This window comes from Bacillus salipaludis (assembly GCF_004358205.1).
Genome location: NZ_SMYO01000025.1, coordinates 19,054 through 34,041, shown reverse-complemented (window position 1 = coordinate 34,041; position 14,988 = coordinate 19,054). Strand labels below are relative to the sequence as shown.

Annotated in this window: 14 protein-coding genes and 1 riboswitch; of the genes, 3 read left to right on the top strand and 11 right to left on the bottom strand. The window is 42.2% G+C overall.

The features are described from left to right. The first annotated feature begins 34 nt into the window (after positions 1-34). Entirely contained in the window at positions 35-763 is a 729-nt protein-coding gene (locus E2K98_RS27230) for a GntR family transcriptional regulator (RefSeq protein WP_308913734.1), read from the top strand. Between the two features lie 85 nt (positions 764-848). On the opposite strand, the gene E2K98_RS27225 is transcribed toward E2K98_RS27230, so the two are convergent. Beyond that, positions 849-1,610 (bottom strand): MerR family transcriptional regulator, encoded by a 762-nt coding sequence (locus E2K98_RS27225; protein WP_133339728.1) that lies wholly within the window; start codon positions 1,608-1,610, stop codon positions 849-851. 165 nt (positions 1,611-1,775) lie between these two features. Next, a riboswitch (purine riboswitch) is annotated at positions 1,776-1,877 on the top strand. A 79-nt stretch (positions 1,878-1,956) separates the two neighbouring features. On the opposite strand from E2K98_RS27225, the gene ade reads away from it, so the two are divergent. Further along, entirely contained in the window at positions 1,957-3,690 is a 1,734-nt protein-coding gene (gene ade / locus E2K98_RS27220) for an adenine deaminase (RefSeq protein ID WP_133339726.1), read from the top strand. A 44-nt stretch (positions 3,691-3,734) separates the two neighbouring features. Here the strand turns inward: ade and E2K98_RS27215 are convergent, their stop codons facing one another. Together E2K98_RS27215 and E2K98_RS27210 are read right to left on the bottom strand one after the other, a co-directional pair. Continuing rightward, a complete protein-coding gene (locus E2K98_RS27215) occupies positions 3,735-4,715 on the bottom strand; it encodes a proline dehydrogenase family protein (RefSeq protein ID WP_133339724.1) in 981 nt (326 codons plus the stop codon). Positions 4,716-4,961: 246 nt separating this feature from the next. Further along, positions 4,962-6,053 carry a CotH kinase family protein gene (locus E2K98_RS27210; RefSeq protein WP_133339722.1) on the bottom strand — a complete coding sequence of 364 codons (1,092 nt, stop codon included), beginning with the start codon at positions 6,051-6,053 and terminating at the stop codon, positions 4,962-4,964. Between the two features lie 187 nt (positions 6,054-6,240). Between E2K98_RS27210 and E2K98_RS27205 the strand changes: the two genes are divergently transcribed. After that, positions 6,241-6,561 (top strand): CotG/ExsB N-terminal domain-containing protein, encoded by a 321-nt coding sequence (locus tag E2K98_RS27205; RefSeq protein WP_133339720.1) that lies wholly within the window; start codon positions 6,241-6,243, stop codon positions 6,559-6,561. A gap of 115 nt (positions 6,562-6,676) precedes the next feature. Here the strand turns inward: E2K98_RS27205 and E2K98_RS27200 are convergent, their stop codons facing one another. From E2K98_RS27200 to E2K98_RS27170, 8 genes are all read right to left on the bottom strand, one after another. After that, positions 6,677-7,408, bottom strand: a complete 732-nt coding sequence (locus tag E2K98_RS27200) for a DsbA family oxidoreductase (protein ID WP_133339718.1) — start codon at positions 7,406-7,408, stop codon at positions 6,677-6,679. 307 nt (positions 7,409-7,715) lie between these two features. Beyond that, positions 7,716-9,077, bottom strand: a complete 1,362-nt coding sequence (locus E2K98_RS27195) for an FAD-binding oxidoreductase (protein ID WP_133339716.1) — start codon at positions 9,075-9,077, stop codon at positions 7,716-7,718. A 136-nt stretch (positions 9,078-9,213) separates the two neighbouring features. Next, complete coding sequence (locus E2K98_RS27190) at positions 9,214-10,749, bottom strand: amino acid permease (protein ID WP_133339714.1); 1,536 nt, start codon at positions 10,747-10,749, stop codon at positions 9,214-9,216. A gap of 14 nt (positions 10,750-10,763) precedes the next feature. Then, a complete protein-coding gene (locus E2K98_RS31280; protein ID WP_165976401.1) occupies positions 10,764-10,910 on the bottom strand; it encodes a hypothetical protein in 147 nt (48 codons plus the stop codon). A gap of 565 nt (positions 10,911-11,475) precedes the next feature. Continuing rightward, positions 11,476-12,879, bottom strand: coding sequence for an ethanolamine permease (gene eat / locus E2K98_RS27185; RefSeq protein ID WP_133339712.1), 1,404 nt, complete (start codon positions 12,877-12,879; stop codon positions 11,476-11,478). A gap of 143 nt (positions 12,880-13,022) precedes the next feature. Then, the gene (mdh, locus tag E2K98_RS27180; protein WP_133339710.1) at positions 13,023-13,967 is read right to left on the bottom strand and encodes a malate dehydrogenase; all 945 of its coding nucleotides are present in this window, start codon (positions 13,965-13,967) and stop codon (positions 13,023-13,025) included. A 238-nt stretch (positions 13,968-14,205) separates the two neighbouring features. Next, entirely contained in the window at positions 14,206-14,559 is a 354-nt protein-coding gene (locus E2K98_RS27175) for a BMC domain-containing protein (protein WP_133339708.1), read from the bottom strand. Position 14,560: 1 nt separating this feature from the next. Continuing rightward, positions 14,561-14,836 carry a EutN/CcmL family microcompartment protein gene (locus E2K98_RS27170; RefSeq protein ID WP_026576645.1) on the bottom strand — a complete coding sequence of 92 codons (276 nt, stop codon included), beginning with the start codon at positions 14,834-14,836 and terminating at the stop codon, positions 14,561-14,563. Positions 14,837-14,988: the final 152 nt, after the last annotated feature.

Sequence of the window (14,988 nt, the reverse complement as noted above, 5' to 3'; positions counted from 1 at the left end):
GTGATATTCTATATGTAGTAAGGGGGACGTTGCAATGATGGAAGATGCGAAGGACGGAAGTGCGCTGCACCTTAAAGTTAAGGATGCAATCATACAATTAATTAACGAAGGGGAATATAAGCCTGACTCTCAGCTGCCCACCGAGGCTGAATTTTGCGAAAAGTATGGGGTAAGCAGAACTACTGTGCGAACTGCCCTGCAGCAATTAACCATGGAGGGGTATGTGTATCGTAAAAGAGGGAGCGGAACCTTCGTATCTGCAAATAAAGTTAAACAAATTTTAACCTCGACGGTGGAACATTTTTCAAGACAAATAGCCATGCAGGGAAAAAAACCTTCTATAAAAGTATTGCAGCTAGACGTTATTCCAGCAGACGAATTTCTTAGAGACCAACTCATGATACAAGAAGGCGAACCTGTTAATATGCTTGAGAGGATACGCTATGTAGATGATATCCCTATTCAGTATGAAACGGCCTATTTGCCTTGGTACAAAACTCCCGCTTTAGATAAACAAGGTTGCGAAAAGTCATTATATAACGCTTTAAAAACACAATTTGGTTTAAAAATAAATAAAACAATTGAAACACTTGAAATGTATATCGCTGATAAAGATGCTGCAGAAAAATTAAATATCTGCATTGGCGACCCTTGCTTCGTTCTAGATACGATCGCCTATCTTGGTGACGGAACCATTATTGAATATTCTAAAACCATTTATCGAGGGGATTTGGCCCATTTTGTCATTGAAAGAAACTACTAATATTTCCTTCTGGTAAATGAATAAGTCATTTTTTAAATTCGAAAAAGCGATTGGCCGTTTTCACCAATCGCCTTTTCATTATCTATTAAATGATGCCTGTGTAAATTCGAATTGCATCCCGCAGGAATTCGGCAATTCCCGGTTGTTCTTTATCATAATAAGCCCTAAACCTATCGTCATCCACATACATTTGAGCAAGCCCCGCATGCGCTTCCTTGCTGTATCCGCTCCAATAATAGGTCAGCCACTGTTTGTGGAGATCTGCCGCTTTTTGTGCTAACTCACCTGCTGGATCCCCCGTTGCGAACGCTTGGGCCAAGGCTTCCCTTACCTGCTGTTCAAGTGCAGTAACCTCTTGATATTGCTCCTGCGTCATGTTCTTTACTTTTGCATTGGATTTCTCTACTGCGTCGTTCCCATACTTTTGGCGAACCTCCTCACCAAATTTTTTCTCATTATCGTCTATCATCTTTTGCTTAAATCCTTCAAATTTTTCCTGATCCGACATATCGATTCTCCCTTCCGATAAAGCGATCGTTTTTTCCACGTTGGCAATTAGCACCTCTAATTGCGCTCTTTTTTCCAGGAGTTTCTCACGATGTTCCCGCAGTGCTTGTGCCCCATCAAAGGATGGTGCGGTAACGATTTTCTTAATATTGTCTAAACTAACACCAAGCTCACGGTAAAATAGGATCTGCTGCAAACGATCCACTTCTGCCTGCCCGTAAATCCGATATCCTGATGAATTAATTCTTGCCGGCTTAAGAATTCCAATTTCATCATAATAACGGAGTGTCCTGGTGCTAATTCCTGCTAACTTTCCAAGTTTCTGCACTGTGTACTCCATCCGCTCACCTCCTAAATTAACGATACACCCTTACGCAACGTCAAGGTCAATCCCAATTTTTAAAATTTTTACAAAGCTGAATTGTTTTTTGATAATTACAATTTTTGTTGATTTCATTGACACTTTCAACTTTTTAACGGTAAAATTTGTCCTAATAATTTAAGAGAATTTAATACAACGTGAACTCGTATAATATTGGAGATAGGGTCCAAAAGTTTCTACCAAACTGCCGTAAATAGTTTGACTACGAGAGGGAAAGGTTTTTTGGGCCTTATATTTCTCTCTTAGTCAGCCTCCAGAATTTTCTGGAGGTTTTTTCAAATCTAACTGAGAGGGTCTGAGAACCATGAATAAAACAAGATTAAAAAATAAAATCGCTGCAGCTGGCGGCAAAATCACCGCTGATCTCGTTATCAAAAATGGAAAAATTATCGATGTGTTTAACCAAGAAATCCTTACTGGTGACCTCGCGATCCAAGACGGTATGATTGTCGGAATTGGCGCTTTTGAAGGAAAAGTAGTTATCGATGCCAAAAATCGCTTCGTTTGTCCGGGATTCATTGATGCCCATGTTCATATCGAGTCATCGATGGTCACACCAACAGAATTTGCAAAAGCCGTTCTTCCTCATGGGATAACAACAGTCATCGCGGACCCTCACGAAATCGCCAATGTTTCAGGTGCCCCAGGGATACAGTTTATGTTAGATGATTCGGATCATCTTCCTCTAGAAGTAAAAATCATGCTGCCCTCCTGCGTTCCGGCAACGCCGTTTGAAAATAATGGTGCAAGGCTGTTAGCTGATGACTTAAAAGATTTTTACCAGCACGATCGTGTCCTTGGACTGGCTGAAGTAATGGATTATCCATCCTTACAAAATGCCGATGATCATATTATGGACAAAATCTTATTAACAGATGAACACAACCGGCCGATTGATGGACATTTAGCCGGACTGGATACAACTGCAATAAATATCTACCGCACTGCAGGCATTCGCACTGATCATGAATGCACAACAGCTGCGGAGGCATTAGATCGGGTGCGTCGTGGGATGTATGTGATGATTCGTGAAGGGTCTGCGGCTAAAAACCTTACCGCCCTTATTCCGGCTGTAAACCCCAATAATGCTCGCCGCTTCTTGTTTTGTACAGATGATAAGCACTTGGATGAGATTGTTGATGAAGGCACCATTGACCAAAATGTCCGTTTGGCCATTCGCGCGGGACTTTCCCCGCTATTGGCCATTCAAATTGCTACTTTAAATGCCGCGGAATGCTTTGGACTTCACCAAAAAGGGGCGATTGCACCCGGATATAAGGCAGACTTTATCTTAGTAGACGATCTGGAAACGATGAAGATTTCAGAGGTTTATGTTTCGGGTAAACTGACTGCAAAGGATGGAAAGTATGTTGGAGAACCTCTCCGAGCTAACGTACCAGGAGAACACTTGACCCAAACGGTGCACATCCCTAACATTCTGGAAAAAGATTTGCAGATTCCAATCGGTGAAACGGAATGCGCAAATGTAATTGGAATCATCCCGAATAGCATTGTGACGAAAAAGCTTGAAGAAACAGTTCAAACGTCAGAAGGATTCTTCGTCCCATCCCTTGAACAGGACCAATTAAAGCTCGCCGTTCTTGAACGTCACAAAAATACCGGAAATATTGGACTAGGCATTGTTAAGGGGTTCGGCTTTACAAATGGTGCCATCGCGACCACGATTGCGCATGATTCCCATAATATCGTTGCAGCAGGCACCAATGACAAGGATTTATTAGCAGCGATTCAAGCAATCAAGGAATTAAATGGCGGCTGTGTAGTGTTGAAAGATGGAGAAATTTTAGCAGCTCTGTCTCTTCCGATTGGAGGCTTAATGTCGGATGATAGCTTTCTATCCATACATCAGGAATTGAAACAAATCAATGAAGCACTTGTGCAAATTGGTTTTACCGGCAACTTTAATCCGTTTTTGACCTTGTCCTTTCTAACCCTTCCAGTGATTCCTGAACTAAAACTAACTGATTTGGGACTTTTTGATGTTGGAACGTTTCGGCATATCGAAGTAGGAATCTAATAAAAGACCTGTACATTTACGATGTACAGGTCTTTTATCAATTATTAACGTTTTTTCTTACCGTTTTTAGTCATTCTGCCTAAAACGAAAGCACTAGCTGCCAACCCAATCATGGTGTTGGTTTTCTTATTAAATACTTGTTTTGCCACAAGATTTAAGTTCTGCGGTCTTTCCGCTAAACGGCGCATGAAATAGCCGTACCAGTCATTTCCGAATGGAACATACGTACAGAAGTTGTAGCCTTCGCTTGCTAATTTTAATTGAAGGTCTTTTCTGAAACCGTACAGCATTTGGAATTCAAATTTATCATTTGGAATATCGTTCTTTTTCACAAATTCCTTCACATGGTTAATGACACGGTGGTCATGTGTCGCAATTGAAGTGAATTTACCATTTAATAAATGCCATTCAATTAGTTTAATAAAGTTATTATCGATATCTTTTTTATCTTGGTACGCGTATTCTTCCGGCTCTTTATATGCACCTTTTACGATACGCAGACGGTAGTTTTTATATTTTTCAAGGTTTTCCTGCGCATTATAGAAATAAGCTTGGATAACCGTTCCAACATTATCATATTCTCTTGAAAGCTCATCTAATAGATCAAATGAAGGCTGTAAGTGGCCGTAATCTTCCATATCAAAGTTAATGAAGATTCCATATTCATTTGCTCTGTGTACGATTTCCCGCAAATTGTTTAAGCAGAAATCATATTCAATGTCTAACCCAAGTTGTGTCGGCTTTAAAGAAATGTGAGCATCTACTTTATTCTCATGAATTGCTTCAATCACTTGAAGAATTTGATCTTTCGCTTCGGTAGCTTCCTCTTTTTTGAAGACGAACTCCCCTAAGTTATCAACCGTACATGAAATTCCTTGGGCATTTAATTCTTTAATGCTTTTGATTACTTCTGGAATATTGGTACCCGCAACAACACTTTGAGCACCCATTTTTAGGCCATACTTTTTAGCAGCACTATTCAAAAATTGATTTTGCGATAAGCCGATAAAAAAGTCTCTTAACATAGCAATTACCCCTTGCTCTTTTTGATTTAATTATAGCATGTTTTTTTAGTCAGAATTATTTTACAAATTTTCGTAAAATAATTTTTTACTGCATATTGGTAGCGTTTTATTTTTTTAGCGTATCAAACATACTTATCTTAATACATAAAAATTCGAACATCAACCTGCAATTAAACAAAAAGAATTTTCAAATAATTATTATTCCTGAAAAATAAGAACAGGCACTTCAAATAGGTTTAGAAGTACCTAATCAAACATCGTTACTTTCTTTTTCAAATAGTTTCTTCTTTCCTCGATATATAAGGTGACGATGGCTAATTCTTGATCAAATTGTTCGATTTGTTGCTTTTTATAGGGGTCATGTAAGACAGAGGGACGAATCGAATGAAGGAGTTGCTCCACTCTTGGTGCCATAAATTCAATCGTGAATTGATGATTCATAATGTCTTCGAGCAGCCTGTGATACTGACTGCGAAAGCTGTTTTCATCTAGGATTCGGGCGGTTAATGTATTGAAGCCATCAAAGGGAACATAGTTCGCTTCCATTCGCTTTCCATTCACATCTCTTCCCCAGGTTGCGTCATAATCCCATGGAATGACCTCAAACAAACCAGTAGCTCCATTGCGGTAGAGTGCATAATTATGAACAAACCCGTCGTAGTTCGATGTGAACACCACTCCTGCGACCCAGCGAAGATATTTTTCTACATTTAAATATCTTGGGATTTCTTTTTCAAATTCAGCCTTTGGAAGGGTATTAATTTTATAAATAAATTCCTGTAAATGGAGATCGTCTTTAGCACTTCCCCATTGTCGTTCATATCCTAATTTCAACGATTTTTTCGTTTCCTTATCTAAATCACTCATGAGTGAAAAATTTGCATCGCCATCGACCGCATAAAATATGGCACCATTTGGCAGACCCCTTCGTTTGATAAAATTTTCATCAACCGACTCAATTTCCAAATAAACGCCTTCCGCTTTTCCGTTTATCGTTAGAAAGACATGGCGGGACTGGGGTGCAAGACAGCCGATTTCTCTAAAAAAATCAAAGGACAATTTGTTTCGAATGAAGGAAGGGTCTTTAAATTCAGCGTTAAGATGAACCAATGAGGATCCTTTAAATTTCTTGGGTTTATAATAGGCAATTTGATAAGACTTTTTTTCAAAATCACGAATATGTGATCCCCTGTAGCTGAGATCAATTTCGAGTTTCTTCCCTTCGATCGCAAGCTGGGCCGGGACTGGATCGTCAATCCAGATATCCCTTTTTAGTTCCCGTAAGTCAATTGGGTTAATAAAAATTTTATATTGAGGTAATTTGAAAGTCTCGTCCATGATTTCCCCCTCCTAGTTTATTCGTATTCAGTAAAAATTTTTAGGTCACCAGCGGACAACAATTTACGAATGATTGGGCGAATGCCCCAAACAAGTACGAGCCGATTTACGTAACTTGATAAAAGAAGAGAGAGGTTATGACTTTTTCGTTTTAAATCCCTCTTTCATGAAATAAGGAGGTGCAATTATGAACGAATATTCATCAGAAGATATTCAGAGAGCAGCAGAGGAAGTACAAAGAGGCGGATTTGGTGATTTCATGTTCAGAGATCCAGGATTTGGCCGTACATCACGGAGACAAACTTCTTCAAGACGAAATACTTCTAGGAAGCGTACAACAACAAGAAGAAAAACTTCAAGAAAAGTAACTTCTAGAAGAAATACAACCAGACGCCGCAACCATTGCGCACACCGCTCCAATTGGAGAACCATGGTTCGGGGCAACCAAGAAATCAGTACCTGCTGGGACGACGGCAATATGTGGGAACTAAGAATCCGAAACCTGTAACGCAGTGACAGGCACCGCCCGTGGACTTTCTCACTATTTTGTCCGTCCTGGATGGACAGTCTAAATAGAAAACAAGGCACCTTCCCCAATCGGACGGTGCCTGTTGTTTGCTTGGTTATTTTTTTTCTGGGATTCCACAGCTGCCATCTGTGCAGGTTGCGTCTGATGCGTTTTCGGTTGAAAGATCCTTTAGCACAACTGGTGCCGCGGATTCTTCTTGCCATACTTGCTGGAGTGCACCTGAGAAGGTTGCAATCGGTTGTGCTCCTGAAATCGCGTATTTTTGGTTAATAACAAAATACGGTACACCGCTGATGCCGTATTGCTGGGCAATCGATTCATCAATTCGAACATCATTGGCGTAAGACGTTTGGTCTTGAAGTACATTTAATGCTTCTTGACGGTCCAAGCTTGCTACTGCAGCAATATCTGCCAAGGTTTCGTAATCACCGATATTCTTTCCTTCTGTAAAGTAAGCATGGAGTAGCTTTTCCGTAACCTCGGTTTCTTTTCCATGTTCTTTGGCAAATTTGGCTAGACGATGAGCGTCAAAGGTGTTCGTTGGTTTCATTGTATCAAAATCATACTTTAAGCCGACGTTTGCAGCTTGCTGGCCAACCCCTTGATTCGCTTGCTTTGCCTGTTCAAGACTCATGCGGTATTTGCCAGCGAGTACTTCATGAATGGATTCACCACTGTATTTTGGCGAGTTTGGATCAAGTTCAAAGCTTTTAAATTCAACCTCTACCTGGTCCCGATTCGGGAATTGTGCCAACGCCTCCTCCAGGTGGCGTTTTCCTATATAACAAAATGGACATACAAAATCTGACCATACCTCTATTTTCATGGTTACACCTCGTTTTTTTGTGATGATTAAGGATAGTGTAACACAAGAGGAGGAAATGCCAATGGAATATGCTTCATTAGTATATGAAGGACCTTTTCTTGGTTCTTCACTGATTTGTGCTCTTTAATAACCTTTTCAAGGACATCTTTCGTGCTTTCGCACTGATTTTGTCCCAAAAAACATTTTTAAGGACATTTCTCCAGGTCTCCTGTAAGATTTTGTTCAAAAAAACCATTTCAAGAACGTTTCCCCGAGTATCCCATAAGATTTTGTCCTAAAATCATTCTTATCAGAATTAACAAGGTTTTTACTCAAATATCTTCCCTGGATTTAAAATCCCCTTCGGATCAAGCGCAAATTTAATGGCCTTCATTACATCCAATGATTCCCCGTGTTCCTTCTGCTGGTATTTAGTCTTTCCAACCCCTACCCCATGCTCTCCCGTACAGGAACCTCCTCGGCTAAGAGCATAATCAACCAAATGGGCATTCAGTTCCGCCGCTTTTTTCATTTCTTCTGGATCATCAACATCAATCATTATAATGGAATGATAGTTTCCATCTCCTACATGTCCTAATAAAGCACCATCCAAGCCAATTCGATCAATCGCCTCGCGGGCATCATGTATCGCACCGCCCAATTCTGACATCGGCACACACACATCCGTAACCATCATTTTTTTCCCAGGAGATTTATGTACAAAAGCATACGCTAAATTATGGCGGACCTCCCACAGTTTCGCACGTTCCTTTGAATCTGTTTCAAACAAGAATTCCTCGCAGCCGTGATCCTGGGCAATTTTTTCTGCAAAATCAGCATCATACTGAAGGCCGGCCTCATTTCCATGGAATTCCATGAACAACGTTGGTTTAACTGGATAATCGGTTTGATTATAAAGATTAACCTGTTTAATCGAGCGGGCATCGACTAATTCAATCCGTGCCATCTGAATCCCGGCTGAGAGAATATCGGTAACCGTTGCAACAGCCTCTTCAACACTTGGAAAAACAGCCCGTGCCGCGCTGATCACTTCCGGTATCCCGTAAACTCGTAAGGTTAGCTCTGTAAATGCCCCCAGTGTCCCTTCTGATCCAACAAACAATCCAGTAATATGATAGCCTGAGGACGATTTCGCTGTCATGCTTCCAGTATGAATAATGCGTCCATCTGCTAAAACCACTTCCAAATCACGGACTTGGTCCCGCATCACCCCATAGCGGACAGAGGTTGTTCCGCTTGCATTGGTCGCCGCCATCCCCCCAACCGTTGCATCCGCTCCCGGATCCACCGGAAAAAACAACCCGTATTTTTTTAACTCTTTATTTAATTGCGTCCGGGTAACCCCTGGTTGTACACGCACTAAAAAGTCATTCGGGCGAACCTCAAGGACCCGATTCATCAGTTGAAAATCGATGGAAATTCCACCTTGATAGGGAATCACATGCCCCTCCAAGCTCGACCCAAAGCCGAACGGTGTTACCGGGATTTCGTGATCATTTGCAAACTTTAGAACTTCGCTGACTTCTTCTTTATTTTTTGGAAAAACAACCACATCCGGTAAATGCGGAGTATGATAGGACTCATCTTTACTATGCTGCTCCAAAACCGTTGGGTTTACCGTAACCTGTTCCTCAGGTAGAATTCTTCTTAACTCGTCTACTAATACCATTTTCAGCCAGTCCTCTCTCGAATGTTCGGAATAGTAATACTAATATAACAATTATAGAACAACTCAGAATTTTTTCAAACTTCGAAGATTACTAGAATGCTAAAAAGGTGCCAAATTATGGCACCTTTAATGAAAACTATTCTCTCCCATGCTCAAACTCATCTTCCAGCCTTCTGATTTCATCTACTGATTTTTCAAGTGCAGCTTGTGGGCCTTTGAAATGCTTTTTATAATAGGAAAGGTCCATGATGACCAACACCACAAACATCCCAATCAGGGCGTAGGCTGCCATTTGATTTGGCGGTATGACCATGATAATGCAAATGAATACAATCCAGATTAAGCTGATTACGTTGATTGGTTTGCTCCATTTCCCAAGTGCCCAAGGACCGTAATGCTTTGGTAAAAATAAACCTTTCGATTCAGCTCTAAGTTTCAGATAAATAGGGATTCCGTAAGCCACATACAAACCGACCACACTTACCGCGGTTAAAAAAGCAATCGTTGAGTAACCTGCATCCGGATTGACCAATTTCGTAATGTAATCGATTAACGCTAATATAAAGGAAAGAATAACCGCAAGCCAGATGGCTTTTGCTGGTGTCCGGAATTTGCGGCTGATTTCTGCCCAATGACGGCTGAGCGGCATTCCATTATCCCTTGAAAATGCATACATCATCCGCGAAAAAGAAGTAATGGATGAAAGGCCGCAGAAGAACATGGCAAACGTGACAAGCCACAAAACAATGTTGCCAAATGTACCGCCTAGTGCCTTACTAATTACAAAAATAAAGGCATTGTCCGAGTTAACCGCACCGTTCGCATCATGAATGGAAAGTGTAACAAATGCAAGCATAATAAAGCCAAAGACAAATGAGAAGGCAACGGAGTTAAAAATCCCCCATGGGGCGCGGACACGTGGATGAACCGTTTCTTCAATAGTATGGGCCGAAGCATCATAGCCGGTGAAGGTCCATTGGGCCTGCAATAATCCGATTAAAAATGCCAGGAAATAAGGTTTATCTGAAAAGGTTTGACCGACATGGAATAGATAATCAATCGGCTGCAGTCCGAGCTTCGTGAAGAAGGCTAGACTGACCACTAAAATGGCAACGACAGCCATGTGATACCAAGCAGAGAAATCATTTAATTTTGCAACGATTTTAATTCCGATATGATTGAGGATTCCGTGTAATAGGAGGACAACGCCAAAGACGATTAAGGTGGTTGTATCAGTAGATTGATAGTTGAAGATTCCTGCTAGAAGTGGGTCGGCGAATAAGGCTACAGAGTAATCGATTCCGGCGACGATTCCAATTTGGCCAATTAAGTTGATCCAGGCTGTGTACCAGCCGATTCGGGTTCCTTTTAAGGCAGCTGCCCAGTGGTAAAGTGCCCCTGCTGTTGGGATGGCTGAAGCCAGTTCTGAAAGTGAAGCAGCGACTAGCATGACGAAAAAGGCAACGATGGTCCAGCCAAATCCCATCATTCCCGGACCGCCGTAGGTCAACCCGTGGCCGTATAGGGAAACTGCACCTGTTAATATGGAAATAATGGAAAATGAGATCGCAAAGTTCGAAAAGCCGCCCATGTCGCGCAAGAGCTCCTGGGCATATCCATAACGATTGAGGTGTTTTTTATCCTCGAGCAATTGTTGGTCTTTGCTCTTCATTCGATTCTCCCCTTTCATGATTCCTTATCAGCTTCATTACCGACAAAAATTTCATGTTCTTCGTCATTAAAGGATCTTACATTCTTATTTGCCTTCATTCCAATGGCTGTACCGACAACAAGCGTAAAGATAATCATCGTAAATCCGATTACAACCCCCATCCGCTCCCCTCCTTTCGGTTCAATTAAATAGACCTAATTTGGTCAAGTTATCACTATATTATTCTCGTAAACCATCAAATATACATTGTGAAGTTTTCACATGGTGCCTGTCACCTTTGCTCATTATTTTACAAGTTGATAAGGTTTCCTTTGACCTTGAAATGAAAAATGGTGCTCATTTGGGTAATAAGAGGGTATTCCTTTTCCCTTTTGTAAGCGAATCATCTCCACTCGGGTAATGAAATGCCTTTCCTTTTACCTTTTGCATGAAATTCTACCTCCCTCGGGCAATGCAACTCCTTTCCTTTTACCCTCACAATAAAAACCTACCTCTCTCGGGCAATGCAACGCCTTTCTTTTTACCCTCCACACGGAAATCTACCTCCCTTGGGCAATGCAACTCCTTTCATTTTACCCTCTTTACAAAATTCTACCTTCTTCGGGCAATGGAACTCTCTTCCTTTTACCCATATAACAAGTATCCCTTCCTTCGGGGAATGCAAATTCAAGACATCCCCCAAAATTGAAAAAGATGCCCCCAAAAGGACATCTTTTTCTAAATCTATTAACCAATCTTTTCCTCGTCAACCTCAGACCCAGAGGTTACATCCTCAATCGACACAAACTCCTCTGACATTGGACGTAAATTCTTGGATCCTACCAAGAAATAATAGACAATCGCTACACCAAAAATCGTCAAAATCACTCCTGCTAATGGAAGCTGAACCCCAAACAATGGAAGAGTTGTCGTTAACACACTATATTTGACTACACAGAAGAACGAGAAAACGCCCAGTACCAACGCAATCGCCGGCACCACTGGATAACTTACCTTAAACGGTCTTTCCAAGTTTGGTTCCTTTTTCCGTAACACAAACAACGAAATCATACTTAAGCAGTACATCGTGATTGCACCAAACACAGAAAGGATGATCAAGGCATTCGCAAAGTTTGCAGACCCAGCCGCAATGACACCAATCGCTCCCGGAACAATCAAGCCCCAATGTGGAACACCGCGTTTTGAAAGATTGGATAAGAACTTAGGCAGGTAACCGGCACGAGCTAACGCAAACGTTTGACGGGAATACCCAATGATAATTCCATGCAAGCTGGCAATCAGACCGAATAAACCGATAATCGCAACAGATTTTGGAATAAAGCTGCCTTCGCCATAAATACTAGCCAATGCCTGCGGAAGCGGATAATCCGCTGGTTTCCCGGTACCGCCGCCTAGACCCGCTGTTACCACTAAGGTTAAAATCGTAGCAATTCCAAGCGTTAAGATCCCAGAAATAAACCCTTTTGGAATATCCTTCTTCGGATCGCGCACCTCTTCCGCTGCCATCGCCCCCCCTTCAATGGCCAGGAAGAACCAAATCGAAAATGGAATCGCAGCCAAAACGCCGGACCAGCCATGACTAAAAGCCATATCATTAAAGATATTTGATGCCTGAACGTGAGGTAAGCCGGCAACATAATAAATCGCGAGACCAATCAGTGCCATTACCGTTGCCACTAACTCAATCACAGCCGCACCTTTTACACCAATGAGGTTAACCAAAATGAATAAGATAAACATTCCGACTGTTGCATAAACCGCATTAATACTTGGGACCAGAAAGTTAATATAAGCACCTACCGAAACAGCAATCGCTGGTGGTGCAAACACGAACTCGAGCAAACAGGCTAACCCTGTAACATAGCCCATAAACGGCCCCATTGCTTTTCTTGCATAGGCAGAAGGGCCGCCTGCGTGAGGAATGGAAGTTGACAGCTCTGAATAACTAAAAATAAAGGTCGTATAGAAGACAATAATAATGAGTGCTGCAATGCCAAGACCGATCGTTCCGCCTGATTCAAACCCATAGTTCCAGCCAAAATATTGACCGGATATAACCATCCCGACGGCAATGCCCCAGAGATGGATCGGCTTAAGCGCTTTTTGCAAATGGTTGTTTCCCTGCTCCATAAACCCTTCCCCTTTCAAAACTAAATCTCCTGGTAAAAATAAGCTTCAAACATTCCCTTAAACCCGACTATGTCATTTAACTAGTTAGCTCCTAGTTTAATATAGAATTGTAGAAGGATTACACAGGTTAATTTTTCTATAAATTAAAGTGTTTTCAAGACCGACATCACATTCTGAACGGATTGAGCAGATTGATCAAGGGCCGCTTTTTCCTCCGGTGTCAAAGCAATTTCAATCACCGTTTCAATCCCATCTCCCCCAAGGACGGTAGGAACACCTAGATATAGATCCTTATAGCCATATTCTCCTTCTAAATAAGCAATACACGGTAAAATTCGCTTTTTATCCTTTAATATCGCTTCGGCCATTTGCACCATCGAAGCGGCAGGTGCATAGTAAGCGCTTCCTTGCCCTAGCAGACTAACAATCTCGCCCCCGCCTTTGCGCGTTCTTTCCACAATCGCTTCGATGCGATGGGGAGGAAGAATTTTATCCAGCGGAATTCCTCCGGCATAGGAGAACCGAACCAATGGGACCATATCATCCCCATGTCCGCCAAGAACAAAGCCCGAAATATCTTCCACTGACACATTCAATTCCTGAGCAACAAAGGTGTTAAAGCGGGCTGTATCCAAGACACCGGACTGACCGATGACACGGTTTTTCGGAAACCCAGTGGTTTTATAACAAACATAGGTCATTGCGTCGACCGGATTACTTAACACGATAATATAGCTATTTGGCGCATATTTTTTAATATTTTCCGAGACTTGCTCGATAATTTTGGCATTGGTGGAAACCAAATCGTCCCGGCTCATCCCCGGTTTTCGCGGCAGGCCTGCAGTAATTAACACCAAATCAGCATCCTGAATATCTGCATAATCCGAGGTACCCGTGATGTTTGCGTTAAAGCCTTGAATCGGACTTGCTTCAAGCATATCGAGGGCTTTCCCTTTAGTAGGATCGCTTTGGGCTGGAATATCTACGATCACAACATCCCCTAATTCTTTTTGAGCCAGCATCAGTGCAGCCGTTGCACCGGTAAAACCCGCACCTATGACTGCAATTTTTTTACGTCTAAATGCCATCTTTTTTCCTCCAATCCTTCAAAAATCATTCCGCATTAACGAGCAGTACGTCCCCATCTTCAAGGGATTAGTGGGGGGCGACTGCCCGTAAAAAGCCGATTGGTGAAATACAGTGAAACTTGCCGCTGTGATCTTCAGCGGCTTAGTTGAAACAATCGGGTTCGTACTGTCTCTTTATCAAGGCGACAGTAGAATGGGATTAACAACCCGAGTGGGATCCACTGATTGAAGTTTCACTTTATTCCGTTGTTGCAGGAGGCTCTTCCTGTTTTGCTTTTGGACCCCTTTTTGAAGGCTTTGGTTTTTCCTCCACCTTCTTCGGCGCCTTCGCCAGCATTTGACCCACTTCCTCATCAGGACGCGGGATGACATGTGCGGTTACCAACACTCCGACACTTTGCGCCGCATACTTTCCGGCATCGACTGCTGCCTGAACAGCCCCGACATCCCCTTCTACTAAAATCGAAACGAGTCCCGCATCTACTTTTTCCTTTTTAATTAAAGTGACATCAGCTGCTTTAACCATCGCATCGGCCGCAACAATCGAAGCAATCAGACCTCTGGTTTCAATCATTCCTAATGCTTTTGACAAATTACGCACCTCCTTCTACATCAATTGAATCAATTATTCCGATAATCACAGCATCAATCGGGAGCTTCTGATCCCCGATAATATTTGCCGCGGCACTTCCCGTTGTAACCATCACCTTATCCCCGACACCTGCACCAATCCGGTCCACCGCAATAAACGGTGAAAGGATCGGTGCCCCGGTTGGAAGCTCCGGCTGGACAAACAAATATTTTAATCCTGTCAGGTTGTCTTCCTTTCTGGTCGCCCACACATTTCCAATCACCGTTCCTACTTGCAAAAAATCATCCCCTAACTTAGTCCATAACCCGGATGGTTTTTTTCAACTCTCTTGCGGCATCCCGTGCTAATGGGGTTACAATCGTCCCTTTCCGAACTGAAATCGATTCACTCTTACAGGCTTGCACCTCTCTCTTCGTTAAGAGGTTTTTT